Below are 13,727 nucleotides of genomic sequence, written 5' to 3'. Positions count from 1 at the left end.
GCCGAACACCCTCTTGGGCCATGCGCCCAAGAGGGTTGCTTAGGGGCGAGTGATGATCGACTGGAACGAAGACCAGATCGAGCTGCGGGAAGGCCTGTCCGCGTGGCATGAGGCCTTCTCGGCCGATCACGTCGAGAACGACGAGGGCAGCGTGTTCTCGTGGCAGAAGTGGAAACTGGTCGCCGAGTCGGGGATTCTCAGCCTGCCGTTCGACGAACGGTGGGGCGGGCTCGGCCAGGATCTGCTCACCACGATGTACGTGCTGGAGGGACTCGGTGAGGGGTGCCGCGACGGCGGGCTGAACTTCTCGATCACCACGACCATCTGCAGTGTCGGAGTCCCCGTTGAGCGCTTCGGTTCGCCCGCGCTCAAGGACAAGTACCTGCCCCAGATCATCGCGGGTGACGCCATCGGCGCGCACGCGATCACCGAACCGGCAGGCGGATCGGCCGCGTTGCAGATGCGCACCAAGGCCGACCGGGATGGGGATACCTTCATCCTCAACGGCAGCAAGACGTTCGTCAGCAACGGTCCGATCGCGGACCTGTTCATGGTGTACGCCAAGACCCATCCGGATGGCGGACCGCTTGGTATCACGGCGTTCCTGATCGAGAAGGACACACCGGGCTTCGAGGTCGGCAACCCCATCAAGAAGATGGGCCTGCGCACATCGCCACTGTCCGAACTGTACTTCGACGACTGCCGGATCCCGGCGTCCCAGGTCTGCGGCCGGGTCGGTGGCGGGTTCCTGGTACTGGATCACGTGATGAAGCGCGAGATCCTGTACTCGTTCATCGTCAACGTCGGCGAGATGCAGCACCGGCTCGGCAAAGTCGTCGAGTACGCCAAAGAGCGCCTGCAGTTCGGCAAGCCGATCGCGAGCTACCAGGCCGTCGCCAACAAGATCGTCGACATGAAGATCAAGCTGGAGACCTCGCGCAAGTGGTTGTACGACACCGCGGAAAAGCTGGTCCGCGGTGACAACGTGACCACCGACATGGCCATCGCGAAACTGCTGACCAGTCAGGCCAATCTGGACACGAGCCTGGCGGCCGTGCAGATCTTCGGCGGCAACGGCTACATGGCCGAATACGGCCTTGAGAAGGAAGTGCGCAACGCCGTCGCGGGCACGATCTACTCGGGGACCAACGAAATCCAGTACAACCGGATCGCATCCATGCTGGGGCTGTCATGAAAATCGGATTCAAGCGCAACAAGGCCGATCGCAAACTGCTGAAAGTGTGTGGCGCGACCACGAAGGCGGACGTCGAGCTGCTCGCCGGCGCGGGCGCCGACCTGGTCGGACTGTGGCACGGGGTGGCCGACGGACCGGCCGAAGTGTCCGTCGAACAAGTCACCACGTTAGCCGAGGCGGCCAGGGCCACTGGTCGCCTCGAACCGACACTCGTCACATTCTTGTCCGATGTGGAGGTTCTGCGGCAGATCATCGACCGGACCGGGATCTCCTGGATCCAGCTGCACGCCTACCAGATGCCCGCGATGATCCGGGCGCTGCGCCAGTCCGTGGCCGCCGACCTGACCATCGTGAAGGTGCTGCACCTGAAGAACGGCAAGTGCCTGGAACGCCCGTTGATCAAGGCGTACGAGAACGCGGGCGTGGACGTGTTCCTGCTCGACGTGGTGACCTCCGACGGCCAGATCGGCAGCACCGGGCAGCGTCTGCAGGCAGGAGACGTCGCGGACCTGGTGCCGAGCTTCTCGAAGCCTTTCCTGCTGGCAGGCGGGATCTCGGCGCACAACAGCGGGGACTACGAGACCGTCGTGCGGCACCCGCAGTTCCAGGGGATCGACGTGGACACGGGTGCTCGCAACCACTCCGGCCGGTTCGAGCGCAAGAACATCACCGACATCAGCCGCGGTTGGCGTACCGCCAGGTATGTGGAGGTCGCATGACCTTCGTCGATGCGCTCACCGGGGCGGACCGCCCGGTGATCATGGAGTTGAAACGACGCGACCCGAATGGCGAAGACCTGTTCGGCGACAGGTCGATCGCTGAGATCGTGGCCGAATACGAGGCCGCGGGCGCGCCGTGCATCTCCGTGGTCACCGGGCGGTGGTTCGGCGGCACGGACTCGATGCTCAGCGAGGTCGCGTCGCTCACCGACCGCCCGGTGCTGCAGAAGGACTTCATCACGCGGCGGGACCAACTGCTGAAGGCCCGTGACCTTGGCGCGTCAGCGGTCTTGTTGACAGCGGGCCTGTTGCCGCGCTCAAGCATGCCGACGCTGATCAACGGCAGCCTCGAGCTGGGACTGACTCCTTTCGTCGAAGTGACCGACGAGGCGGAGATCGAGGTGTTGCCAAGTGCGGAGCACTGCGTTGTTGCCGTCAACAACAAGGACATCAAGAATCGGGAGCGTGGCCTAGGGGATCTCGATCGCAGTGTCCGGTTGCTGCCAGCGCTGGCGGCGAGCGGGACCCGCTGCCCGGTCAGCGCGAGCGGGATCACCAAGCCCCAGGACGCCGACCGGTTGCTCGCCGAGGGCTACCGCGGACTGCTGATCGGGACGGGCCTGTTGCGTACCACCAGTCTGACCGGCTGGCTGGCCGAACTCGACACCCTACGAACTCTACGCGCGCCGTGATTCTTGTGGATTACTGACTAGCGGCCCGGGACGACACCTGTCTCCCGGGCCTAGGAGTGTTATGAGCGACAAGACGACCTTGGTGCTTGGCGGGACCGGCAAGACGGGCACCCGGGTGACAGCAAGGCTGGAAGCGCTCGGTGTCCAAGTGCGGATCGGATCCCGGACCGCCGCGCAGCCGCCATTCGACTGGGACGACCGGGGCACCTGGGGGCCTGTGCTCGACGGGGTCGACAAGGTGTACGTGGTCTACTCGCCGGAGATCGCCTTTCCCGGCGCGGCCGAGACGATCGCCGATTTCTGCGCCGCCGCAGTCGATGCGGGCGTGCAGCGGCTGGTGTTGTTGTCCGGCCGCGGCGACGAAGTGCACGCCGGCGGCAGCGAACAAGCGGTGCGGGAAAGCGGCGCCGAGTGGACGATCCTGCAGGCCGCGTGGTTCAACCAGAACTTCAGCGAGAGCTTCATGCTCGAGCCGGTCAGGCACGGCGTGATCGAGCTGCCCGCCAGTGACGTCGCCGAGCCGTTCATCGACGCCGAGGACATCGCGGATGTCGCGGTCGCCGCGTTGACCACGGACCACCACCTGGGGCAGACGTACGAGTTATCCGGCCCGCGGCTGCTGACTTTCGGCGACGCGGCCGCGGAGATCGGTGCGGCGACGGGCAAGGAGGTCAGTTACGTGCCGATGACGTTCGTCGAGTACGCGCAGATGCTCAGGCAACACGGCCTGCCACTGGCCTATGTGGAGATGTTCCGGAAAGTCCTTGATGGACGCAACTCGTACCTCAGCGACGGCGTCCAGCGGGCGCTCGGTCGCGAGCCAAGGGATTTCGGTGACTACGCGCGGAAAACCGCGGAAACGGGGATCTGGTCGGGATGACTATGTCAACAGAGAACGGCGTCGGCGGCCTGCCGGTGCACATCCATGGCTTCGCTTTGATGCACGTGGCGATGCGCAGAGACGCACGCAGGATCGCGAAGGCAGCGCCTCATGTGACGCGTGCCAACGCAGCCCCGGTGGCTTCGTGGTTCGACCAGTTGCGTGAGGTGATCGAGTGGCACCACCGGACAGAGGATGATGTGCTCTTCCCCGCGCTGCGCAAGCGGGTGGCGGACTTCGCGGAGAAGGAAAAAGGGCTCGCGCACGACCACACCGAGCTCGACCAGTCGATGCTGGAGGTCTCCAAAGCCTTGCACGGCGATGTGTCCGCGGCCCCGGCGGCGGCCGAGAAGTTCGAGAACATCCTGCTCGAGCACCTCAAGGTGGAAGAACCGATCGTCTTCCCGGTGTTCGTCGACGACCTGACGCGCCAGCAGTATCTGGACATCGAGAATCAGGTGATGCGCAGCGCGGGTCCCGGCATGCGGGCTTTCCTGTTCCCCTGGCTGTTCGACGGCGTGGACAAGCGAACCGCCGCGGTGGCCGCCGCGGTGTCCATCCCGCCACCGGTGCGTCTGATCGGCAACACTGTGCTGACTTGGCGCTACGAGCGCATGATCGCACCGGTCGTCGATCTCGGCAGGCGTTGATCGGCTGTTCCGGTGAACTGTTCACCCCGATCGAGGGAAGACTGGACGGTTCCGCCCGGCTTGCCTGCTACCAATGAGTCCACACCAGAGAGAAGGACGAGTCCGATGCTCGCTCACCAAGGCGCCGGCCAGCAGGCCGGGCCACGCAGCAAGGCCGCCGCTCCGCTGTTGTACCTGGCCACCCTCACAGTTGGACTGATGGCCGGCTTCTTCTTCGCCTTCGCGATCCTGGTCATGCCGTCGCTGGCCAAGGTCGACGACCGGTCGTTCGTCGTGGCCATGCAGAAGATCAACGAGGGCGTGCAGACCGGCGCGTTCGCGTTCGCCTTCTTCGGCGCGTTCATCTTCACCGGTGCCGCCGCGATCGTGCACCAGCGGGCGGGCTACCGCGCCGCCGCACGCTGGATCTTCGCCGCCATGCTGCTCTATGTGGTCGCACTCGCGCTGACGTTCGGCGGAAACATTCCTCTCAACGACAAACTGGCTGCCGCGGGTGATCCCGCCGTCATCGCCGACTTCGCTGCCGCGCGCGCCGCGTTCAACGAAGGCACCTGGAACGCTCTTAACGCGGCACGCACGATCGCGTGCATGTTGTCGTTGTTGGCGTTGGTGCCCGCGATCGCACTACATGGACGCGCGAACAAGGCTCTCAAAACGGGCATTTCCTGATACTGTCCGTTCGACTGGGATCACGCGGGGCAGGGAGGAACAACAATGGAAGTGGTCAGGGCCGCGTCACTGATCGTGACAACGCTCCTGCTTGGACTGGTGTCCGGCTTTTTCTACACCTACTCCATTTCGGTGATGGTCAGTCTGCGCGGTACGGATGACCGCACGTTCGTCGACGTGATGCAGAAAATCAACCGGGATGTGCAAAATCCCCGGTTCTTCATGACGTTCATCGGGTCGGCGCTGTTCGGCATCCTCACGGTGATCCTGTTCATCGGGCAGCCGTTCTCGGTGTTCCTGCCGGTGCTGGCGAGCCTGGTGCTCTACCTGATCTGTTTCGGCATCACGGTGCGCGGGAACGTGCCGATGAATGTCCGGCTCGACCGGTACGGCCCACCGGACAAGATCGCCGACGTCGCCGGTGTCCGCAAAGAGTTCGAAGACCGTTGGGTAAGGCTGAACGGAGTCCGGGCGTGGTTCGCCACACTGGGCTTCGGCGCCGCGATCTGGGCGTTGATCGCGAACTTCTCGGCATAGCGGTACCTCGCACACGGCCTGGGAGGGATTTCCTCCCGGGCCGTTTTGTTGTCTTGCGGGGTTCTTGCGGGTGGCTCGGTACAACTGAGCCATGGATCTGCGGTATTGGCTAACCCGCGCGGCTGACTTCGCCGCTTCCTGGGCCGAGCAGTTCGGCCCGGTGCAGCCACACGCGTCCCATCACGTGTCCGACGACCAGTTCGGCGTCGCGTTCGAACAGTTCGCGAAACGCCTGGAGCACAACTACCCGTTCTTCCACCCGCGTTACGCCGGGCAGATGGTGAAACCACCGCATCCGGCCGCGATCGTCGGCTATCTCACGGCCATGCAGTTCAACCCGAACAACCACGCCCAAGAGGGTGGTCCGGCCACCACCGAAATGGAGCGCGAATGCGTACGCGCGCTCGCCGAAATGGTCGGCTTCGGCCCGCACATCGGCCACCTGACGACCAGTGGCACGATGGCCAATCTGGAAGCGCTGTACGTGGCACGGCAATTGCATCCGGGCAAGGGAATCGCGTTCAGCTCGGAATGTCATTACACGCATGAGCGTATGTGCCACGTCCTCGGAATTCAAGGACACCGGCTTGCGGTGGACGCACTTGGACGTGTCGATCTCGACGCGGTGGACCACATCCTGCACACCGGTCGCGTCGGAACCATCGTCGCCACCACCGGCACAACCGGGCTCGGCGTCGTCGACCAGGTGCACGAAATCGTCGCACTGGCAAGGAAATACGGCGCCCGGGTACATGTGGACGCGGCTTACGGTGGCTTCTACAGCATTCTGGGCCGTGCTGCGATGGGAATCGACCCGCGGCCATGGCGCGCGATCGCGTCCTGCGACTCCGTCGCGGTCGACCCGCACAAGCATGGCTTGCAGCCATATGGTTGCGGCGCAGTGCTTTTCGCCGACCCACGGGCAGGAAAGCACTTGTCGCACGACTCGCCGTACACCTACTTCACCGACTCCCAGTTGCACCTCGGCGAGATCAGCCTGGAGTGCTCACGGGCCGGTGCCGCCGCGGCCGCGCTGTGGTTGACCCTGCAGCTGCTGCCACTGACTCCGTCCGGCTTCGGTCAGATCTTGGCGGCCAACCGCCGCGCCGCGATCGCTTGGGCTTCTCTGCTTGAAGCCTCTGACGAGCTCGTGCTCTACCAAGAGCCCGAACTCGACATCGTGACCTATTTCCCTTCGGGTACCCATATGTCCACTGTGGATGCCCGGTCGGACGCGTTGCTGCGTGCCGGAATGGCGGCCGAGGACGACCCGGTCTACCTGAGCCTGCTGCGCACCGACGCTTCCGCTTTCCGCCGACGCCACCCGCTTGTCACGCAGGACACCGATTCCGCCCGTGTGGTGCGCAGTGTCCTGATGAAGCCGGAGACCGAGGCGTATGTGGGCACATTGCACGCCCGTGTCGAAGAACTCGCCGCTCGAGTCTGAAGGGAAAGGCCGTGTCCGAAGCTCAGTTGGCAACCGCAGCCGACACCGAGGTGCTGGCCAAGATGCTCGCCGACGCGTTCCACGAGGACGCGATGACCCGCTGGATCACTCCGGACGACGCTCGCCGGGCCACGATCCTGCCCGCGTTCTTCCGTGAGTTCCTGGACATCTCGTTGCGCTACAACAGCGTCTACACGAACTCTGCCCGGGACGCGGCGTTGTTGTTTCTTCCGCCGGGCGCATGGGAGGAAACCGAGACCCGCGGCGAGGAACTGGCCGCCCGCTTCACCGAGATCCTCGGGCCGGACGCCGAGCGGATGGCCACGATCTCCGGCCTGCAGACGATCCACCACCCAACCGGCCGTCCGCACTACTACCTGTCGTTCGCCGGCGTCAGCCCGTCCAGCCAACGCCACGGCGCGATGTCGGTGCTGTACGACACCTTGATGGCCCGCATCGACGCCGACCGCGCCGCGGCCTACGCCGAGGCCAGCTCGTCCGGTGGATTGGCAGTGTCCCGCCGTTACGGCTTCCTGCCCGTCGGCACGACGATCGAAATTCCCGGCGGACCGACGCTGCAACCGATGTGGCGGGAGCCGCAATGACCAACGCGGTGTTGATCTGGACAGCGGCCGAGGTCGACGACGGCAAGGTGCCTGCGCAGTACTTGCCTTCCGTGCGGCAGGTCCTGGCATGGTCACGGGACTACTTGGTGACCTCTCACCCCGACCTCGGCCGAAGCGGTCCAGTGTGTCCGTACACCCAACCTTCGTTGCGTAAAGGCTTGTACTACCTGGCGGCCGCGACCACTTCGGACGTTCGTGCCGCGATTGTTGGCTTGAGAGCTCAGTACACGGAATTGTCGGCCGGGCTGTCCCCGGACGACCAGGAACTGCTGACGATCCTGCTGGCGTTGCCGCACTTGGACTACACGGACTCGACCGAGCTGGATGCCTTGCAGCGTGAGGCAAAGGACTCCTTCGTGGCCGACGGCCTGATGATCGGCCAGTTCCACCCGGTCTGCGACGAACCAGGCCTGTGGAACGCGCGGTTCAAGGCTCTGCGCGCACCCTTGCCCCTACTCGCGATCCGCAAGCTCGTCGTGTTCGACCTGCCCTTCGTGATCGACACGGACGCGCACGCCGAAAGCTACCTCTCCCGTTTCGCGCCGGACATCCCGACAAGGGTCCGCGACCAGCTGGTCAGGCGCGTAGCCAGCCCATTGGTGGGGTGAACCATGGCCAGGATGACCACCCGAGTAACCCGAGCCCTGCGGCACAGGATCGCCCGGCGGCCGTTGGTCCCGCCCGTGCCGAAGCCAGTGCCGATCCGCGACTCGGTGGCTGCTGACCTGGACGCAAGCGGGCGGTGGTGAGAACAGTGTCCCTGGACATCAGATGGCTCACGGTTTCGGGCATTCCGGTTGCGATGGCGACGGCTCAGGAGACCATCCTGGTCCTGGCTGCTCCACACGGTACTGCGGACAGCGTCGTGCCTTCGCCTGGCGCTCCTGCAGTTCCTGTGACACCGCCCGGCGCCTTGGCCCCTGATGACCTCGCTTCCTCGACAAATCCCGCCATCCCGGGGATCCCCCGTTTTCCATTCAACACCGGGGGTACGACAGTTTCGGGTGGGCCGCGGGTCGTGCCAGTGGTCGGATTCGCGGTTGTCACCGCCGCCGTGATCGCGTGGGCGTTGAGAGACCACGCCCGTTTCCTGCCCACTGGAGCCTTTGTGCCTCGGCACGCCTTGGTCACCAGCGGCCACCACCAAGCCGAGTACGTGCCACCGGCGCCGGTGACTGGGTCGGCCGTGGTGAACTACCCGGGCCTGGTCGTGCTCGCGGTGCACCTGACTGCCGTGGGAATCCTTGGCGCTGCATGGCTTACGAGGCGGTACTTCCGCGAAACCGACCATTTCAAGGCACGGTTTTCCTTCGCTGTCCTCGGGTCGGTGCTCGCGGCCCTGGTGACGATACCGGTCGCCGCGATGACGCTGGGGAACGCGATCTTGTTCACCGGCACGGTGGCGGCCGCGATGACGGTGCTGCAGTACACGTTCGTGCTCGTCGTCGCAGGAACAGCGCTGTTCGGCGTTCCGTAGAAGAAAAGAGGTATGCGGATGCTCAACCGTAGAGGCACCTTGAAACTGGGCGCTGCTGGTGGCGTGGCGCTGGCCCTGCCGGCGGAGCGTCTCATGGCCGCGGTGGTCGGCAGCCCGCCGCAGGCCAAGCCGTTCACCCGCGAACTCCCGATCCCGCCGGTACTGTCCCCTGTGTACTCGGACCGTTCGACGGACTACTACGAACTGTCGGTCAAGCCTGGCGTCGCGGAGATCCTGCCGGGTGTGCCGACCGAAGTGATCACGTACAACGGCAGCTTTCCCGGGCCGACCATCAAAGCGAAGCGCGGCCGTTCGGTGAAGGTCGCTGTGACCAACCGCCTGCAGACTCCGAGTGCGGTGCACCTGCACGGCGGGATCGTGCCGCAGGACAGCGATGGTCATCCGTTGGACGTGATCCAGCCGGGCAACTCACGGATCTACCACTACCCGAACGACCAGCGCGCCTCGACGTTGTGGTACCACGACCACGCACACCACCTTGAAGCCGAGCAGATCTACAAAGGACTGTGCGGGCTCTACCTGATCGAGGACCCGAAGGCGGCGCCGATGCTGCCGCGTGGCCAGTTCGACATCCCGCTGATGTTCCGTGACGTCGCATTGGATGACCACGGTCAACTGCTGTGGGCGATGTTCGACGCGCAGCGCCGCAGCACGGTCCTGGTCAACGGTGTGCCGCAACCAGTTCTGCGGGTCCGGCGGCGCAAGTACCGGCTGCGCCTGGTGAACACGTCGAACGAGCGCATGTTCTCGTTCCGGCTGAGCAACGGCGGCGAGCTCGTCCAGGTCGCCACGGACGGCGGGTTGCTGGCCCGGCCGGTGCGCCGCACGGAGATCTCGCTGTGGCCCGCCGAACGGGTCGAGGTCGTCGTCGACTTCAGCAAGGCCCGTGGCGGCAGCGCGATCACGCTGGTCAACGCACAGGGCACGACACCGGAGAACACCGAGATCATGCGGTTCGAGGTGATCGACAGCGTCCGCAAGGACATGCCCGACACCGACGACAGTTCAGTGCCGCAGAAGCTCAGCGTGCTGCCCGCGATCGGCGCACCGGTGATGATGACCAGGAAAGTCGTGCTGAGCTTCGACTTCAAGAACCTGGTCTTCCTGATCAACGGCAAACCGTACGACCCGTACCGCACGGATTTCACAGTCAAACGAGGAAGTACGGAGATCTGGGAGGTCACGAACGCCGACCCGGACCCGATCCCGCATTCGCTGCATGTGCACGTGGTGCAGTTCCGCGTGCTCGACCGCAACGGCAGGTCAGTCGAGCCGTGGGAGGCGTACCCGAAGGACACGGTGTCGATCGCGTCCGGCGAGACGGTCCGCCTGCTGATCAAGTTCGACGCGCCGTACACGGGGATGTTCCCGTTCCACTGCCACTTCGTCGACCACTCGTCAGTGGCGATGATGGCGCAGATGAAGATTGTCGCGTGAGCACGTCCAAGATGGACTAGTGTTGGGGTGCATGGCGAGGTATTTCGATGTGCACCCCGACAACCCCCAGCGGCGATCCATTCAGCAGGTCGTCGAGTTGTTGCGGCAAGACGGGCTGATCGCCTATCCGACGGACTCCTGTTTCGCGCTCGGTTGCCAGCTGGGGAACCGCGAGGGGATCGACCGGATCAGGCAGATAAGGCACCTCGACGACCGGCACCACTTCACCCTGGTGTGCCAGGACTTCGCGCAGCTCGGCCAGTTCGTGTACGTCGACAACGACGTGTTCCGCGCGATCAAGGCGGTGACCCCGGGCAGCTACACGTTCATCCTGCCCGCGACGAAGGAAGTCCCGCGGCGGATGCAGCACCCGAAGAAGAAGACGGTCGGCGTGCGCATCCCAGACCACACGGTGGTCCAGGCACTGCTCGCGGAACTCGGCGAACCCCTGCTGTCCAGCACCCTGCTGCTGCCCGACCAGGACGAACCGATGACCCAGGGCTGGGAGATCAAGGAACGCCTGGACAACGCGATCGACGCGGTGATCGACTCAGGCGAGTGCGGCACGGTCCCGACCACGGTGATCGACTTCTCCCAGGGTGAGCCGGAGATCGTGCGAGAAGGTGCAGGGGACATCTCCCGGTTCGCTTGACGACCCGCTCGTACGTCACTGCGGGCCGAGGGCCTGGTCGAGGCGCTGAGGCCAACTGGCTTCGGCGAGCTCAGCGGCGACGAGCAGGTCGCGCCAATCAGTCTCGGCGAGCTCGATGGCCTTGTGGAGTTCGGCGAGGTCACCATTGGCGAGCATGATCAGTGCCGCCTGAAGGCGTTCGGTTCGGAACATCGCGTCACCGGGGTGCCGATCGGCGAGGTCGTCGAGCAGCTGCAAGACCGTCCCGGCCTGGGCGAAGTCCTGGTGGATGCGCTTGGTCAACCTGGTCACGAGAAAATTCTCCGGCAGAATGTCGAAGGTTGTCAGTGGGCTCCGACTCATCCGTGAAGGCGCCGGGGAGCTGGCGCCACCGAGAGGAGTTATCCCCATGAAGTACCTGCTGATCATGAACATCAACCCGGCGACGATGGCGGCGCTGACCGATGAGGAGCGCGAGCAGATCGGGGCCGGGCACCAGAACCTGCTGAACACGATCACCGACACCGGCGAGCTGATCGTCACCCAGGCATTGGCCGACCCGTCCAACACTGTGGTGGTCAAGTCACAGAACGGGGTCCAGGTTGTCACCGATGGCCCGTACATCGAGGCCAAGGAGTTCATGGGTGGCTTCTACCTCGTCGAGGTCGAGAGCAAGGAGCGGGCCGTCGAGCTCGCGAAGATGATCCCGGACACGAAGCTGGACGGGTTCGGTGTCGAGGTGCGGCCGGTGATGTTCTCCGCCGGCCTGGAGATGTGACCACCATGATCGAGGACCTGCTGCGTCAGCTGGCGCCGCAGGTCCTTGGCCTGCTCGTGCGCAAGTACGGCCAGTTCGACGCGTGCGAGGACGCCGTGCAGGAGGCGCTGCTCGCGGCGAGCGTTCAGTGGAGTGAAGTGCCGGACAACCCGAAGGCGTGGTTGATCACGGTCGCCACGCGCAAGCTCACCGATCAATGGCGCAGTGAGCAGGCCAGGCGCAAACGGGAGACGCTCGCGGCCACCCAGGAACCCACGACCACCCCGCAAACCAGCGATCAGGACGACACGCTCAAGCTGCTGTTCCTCTGCTGCCACCCCGACCTGTCGCCGCCTTCCCAGGTCGCGCTCACGCTGCGGGCCGTCGGCGGTCTGACCACCAAGCAGATCGCGACCGCGTTCATGGTCCCGGAGGCCACGATGGGCCAGCGGATCAGCCGCGCCAAACAGAAGATCAAGGACATCCCCGAGCCGGAATGGGCCGAGCGGCTACCTGTCGTCCTGCACGTGCTCTACCTGATCTTCAACGAGGGGTACACCGCGTCGTCCGGTCCTGACCTGCAGAGTGTCGAGCTCACGAGCGAAGCCATCCGGCTGACCAGGACGGTGCACGCACTGACCGAGGACGGCGAGGTGGCCGGCCTTCTCGCCCTGATGCTGCTCACCGACGCCCGCCGCAAAGCGCGGACAGGGCCGGACGGCGGACTCATCCCGCTCGCCGAGCAGGACCGCACGCTGTGGAACGCCGACGAGATCGAAGAAGGCACCAAGCTGATCGAAGACGCCATGTCCCGGTTCCCGATCGGCCCGTACCAGCTCCAAGCGGCCATCGCCGCGCTGCACGACGAAGCCGCGACCCCGCAGGACACCGACTGGCCGCAGATCCTGGTGCTCTACCGGATCCTGTCGCGGATGCGGCCCAACCCGATGGTCACGCTCAACCACGCCATCGCCCTGTCCATGGTGGACGGTCCGGAGCACGGCCTGGCCATGCTGGCCACATTGGACGGTGACGCCCGGCTCGCCGAACACCACCGGCTGGACGCGGTGAAGGCGCACCTGCTGGAGATGGCAGGCGACCTGACCGCCGCCCACGCGGCCTACCTGCGGGCCGCCAAGCGCACCACCAGCATCCCTGAGCAGCGTTACTTGGCGGCCAAGGCCACGAACTGCTTGAGCAAGTCAACCGTCCGGGATGGTTCTTCCAACCAGAAGATGTGACCGGCGTCCTCGAGCAACTCCAACTTGGCTCCGGGGATCAGCGAAGCGATGTGTTCACCGTTCCGGACGGGCATCATCGCGTCACCGGTGCCGTGCACGACCTGCACAGGCGCGTTCAACAAAGGCAACCGGGAGCTGGTGTAGTGGTGCTGGGCCGCCTCCCACTGCATCAGCACCACGGGCACCGGCACTCGCTGTGCCAGGCTCATCGCGGCATAGTCCTCGAACGGGACGATGAACCGCGGCGACAGGTTGGCCTCGTAACCGGTTTTCAGCGCGTGGTCGACGTCCCTTGTGGACATAGCTTCGACCGCACGCCGTGCGGTCTCGGCCAGCGCCACGTCGGGCCCGCCCGCCCAACTGCACCCGATCGTGGCGGTGCGCACCAGCGATCGGTGCCGCAGGAGGAGTTCCTGGGTGACCATGCCGCCCATCGAGATGCCGAACACGTGCGCACTGGACCAGCCGACCCCGCGGATCACCCCGGCAGCGTCGTCGGCCAGGTCGGCGATGCTGAACTGCCCGTCCGCCCAGCTGCTCTGCCCGATGCCGCGATGGTTGTACGCGACCACGTCGAAGTGCGGCTCGAGCAAGGACAGCAACTCCTCGCCCCACATGCCGTAGTGCCCGCTCATTCCTTGGATCAGCAGCAACGGCTCGCCTTGCCCACGTCGGACATATGCGAACCGGCGGCCGTCGAACTCCACCGTTTCCATGCGCTCACTATGGTCGAGGAACCATACAAGTT

General features: G+C 65.0%; 18 protein-coding genes. 16 read left to right on the top strand and 2 right to left on the bottom strand.

All coding sequences use genetic code 11. The annotated features are described in order from the left end of the window. Positions 1-52: 52 nt before the first annotated feature. The 14 genes from B9C43_RS21195 to B9C43_RS21135 all read left to right on the top strand — a co-directional run bounded on the left by B9C43_RS21195 (position 53) and on the right by B9C43_RS21135 (position 11,002). On the top strand, positions 53-1,195 hold the full coding sequence (locus B9C43_RS21195; RefSeq protein WP_084428626.1) for an acyl-CoA dehydrogenase family protein: 1,143 nt from the start codon (positions 53-55) through the stop codon (positions 1,193-1,195). Continuing rightward, positions 1,192-1,914 carry a phosphoribosylanthranilate isomerase gene (locus B9C43_RS21190; RefSeq protein ID WP_084428625.1) on the top strand — a complete coding sequence of 241 codons (723 nt, stop codon included), beginning with the start codon at positions 1,192-1,194 and terminating at the stop codon, positions 1,912-1,914. Before B9C43_RS21195 ends, B9C43_RS21190 begins: the two co-directional genes overlap by 4 nt. After that, positions 1,911-2,606: a beta/alpha barrel domain-containing protein gene (locus tag B9C43_RS21185; protein ID WP_084428624.1), complete on the top strand. Its 696-nt coding sequence runs from the start codon at positions 1,911-1,913 to the stop codon at positions 2,604-2,606. Before B9C43_RS21190 ends, B9C43_RS21185 begins: the two co-directional genes overlap by 4 nt. Before the next feature lie 61 nt (positions 2,607-2,667). Then, the gene (locus B9C43_RS21180) at positions 2,668-3,486 is read left to right on the top strand and encodes an NmrA family NAD(P)-binding protein (protein ID WP_084428623.1); all 819 of its coding nucleotides are present in this window, start codon (positions 2,668-2,670) and stop codon (positions 3,484-3,486) included. Then, on the top strand, positions 3,483-4,136 hold the full coding sequence (locus tag B9C43_RS21175) for a hemerythrin domain-containing protein (protein ID WP_084428622.1): 654 nt from the start codon (positions 3,483-3,485) through the stop codon (positions 4,134-4,136). Before B9C43_RS21180 ends, B9C43_RS21175 begins: the two co-directional genes overlap by 4 nt. Positions 4,137-4,241: 105 nt before the next feature. Further along, the gene (locus tag B9C43_RS21170; protein WP_051895008.1) at positions 4,242-4,805 is read left to right on the top strand and encodes an anthrone oxygenase family protein; all 564 of its coding nucleotides are present in this window, start codon (positions 4,242-4,244) and stop codon (positions 4,803-4,805) included. A 45-nt stretch (positions 4,806-4,850) separates the two neighbouring features. After that, positions 4,851-5,342: an anthrone oxygenase family protein gene (locus tag B9C43_RS21165; protein WP_084428621.1), complete on the top strand. Its 492-nt coding sequence runs from the start codon at positions 4,851-4,853 to the stop codon at positions 5,340-5,342. Between the two features lie 91 nt (positions 5,343-5,433). Continuing rightward, a complete protein-coding gene (locus B9C43_RS21160) occupies positions 5,434-6,789 on the top strand; it encodes a pyridoxal phosphate-dependent decarboxylase family protein (RefSeq protein WP_084428620.1) in 1,356 nt (451 codons plus the stop codon). Between the two features lie 11 nt (positions 6,790-6,800). After that, positions 6,801-7,394 carry a hypothetical protein gene (locus tag B9C43_RS21155; RefSeq protein ID WP_033381297.1) on the top strand — a complete coding sequence of 198 codons (594 nt, stop codon included), beginning with the start codon at positions 6,801-6,803 and terminating at the stop codon, positions 7,392-7,394. Then, entirely contained in the window at positions 7,391-8,023 is a 633-nt protein-coding gene (locus tag B9C43_RS21150) for a DUF6875 domain-containing protein (protein WP_033381301.1), read from the top strand. Before B9C43_RS21155 ends, B9C43_RS21150 begins: the two co-directional genes overlap by 4 nt. Before the next feature lie 12 nt (positions 8,024-8,035). Further along, positions 8,036-8,164: a hypothetical protein gene (locus B9C43_RS59620; RefSeq protein WP_268811576.1), complete on the top strand. Its 129-nt coding sequence runs from the start codon at positions 8,036-8,038 to the stop codon at positions 8,162-8,164. A 269-nt stretch (positions 8,165-8,433) separates the two neighbouring features. Beyond that, entirely contained in the window at positions 8,434-8,892 is a 459-nt protein-coding gene (locus tag B9C43_RS21145; protein WP_143446488.1) for a hypothetical protein, read from the top strand. Between the two features lie 18 nt (positions 8,893-8,910). After that, entirely contained in the window at positions 8,911-10,350 is a 1,440-nt protein-coding gene (locus B9C43_RS21140) for a multicopper oxidase family protein (protein WP_160096618.1), read from the top strand. Between the two features lie 31 nt (positions 10,351-10,381). Beyond that, on the top strand, positions 10,382-11,002 hold the full coding sequence (locus B9C43_RS21135; protein ID WP_084428618.1) for an L-threonylcarbamoyladenylate synthase: 621 nt from the start codon (positions 10,382-10,384) through the stop codon (positions 11,000-11,002). Between the two features lie 15 nt (positions 11,003-11,017). Here the strand turns inward: B9C43_RS21135 and B9C43_RS21130 are convergent, their stop codons facing one another. Next, positions 11,018-11,293 (bottom strand): hypothetical protein, encoded by a 276-nt coding sequence (locus tag B9C43_RS21130; protein ID WP_200825628.1) that lies wholly within the window; start codon positions 11,291-11,293, stop codon positions 11,018-11,020. A 97-nt stretch (positions 11,294-11,390) separates the two neighbouring features. Between B9C43_RS21130 and B9C43_RS21125 the strand changes: the two genes are divergently transcribed. Both B9C43_RS21125 and B9C43_RS21120 read left to right on the top strand, forming a co-directional pair. Further along, positions 11,391-11,759: a YciI family protein gene (locus B9C43_RS21125; protein WP_033392257.1), complete on the top strand. Its 369-nt coding sequence runs from the start codon at positions 11,391-11,393 to the stop codon at positions 11,757-11,759. Positions 11,760-11,764: 5 nt separating this feature from the next. Further along, positions 11,765-12,979: an RNA polymerase sigma factor gene (locus B9C43_RS21120; RefSeq protein ID WP_084429120.1), complete on the top strand. Its 1,215-nt coding sequence runs from the start codon at positions 11,765-11,767 to the stop codon at positions 12,977-12,979. Here B9C43_RS21120 and B9C43_RS21115 read toward each other — a convergent pair. Further along, positions 12,904-13,695, bottom strand: coding sequence for an alpha/beta fold hydrolase (locus B9C43_RS21115; protein ID WP_084428616.1), 792 nt, complete (start codon positions 13,693-13,695; stop codon positions 12,904-12,906). The genes B9C43_RS21120 and B9C43_RS21115 overlap by 76 nt on opposite strands. Positions 13,696-13,727: the final 32 nt, after the last annotated feature.

This window comes from Kibdelosporangium aridum (assembly GCF_900176515.1).
Taxonomy (GTDB): Bacteria; Actinomycetota; Actinomycetes; order Mycobacteriales; family Pseudonocardiaceae; genus Kibdelosporangium; species Kibdelosporangium aridum.
The sequence above is the reverse complement of the archived record's forward strand: the minus strand, read 5'-3'. Positions and strand labels throughout refer to the sequence as shown.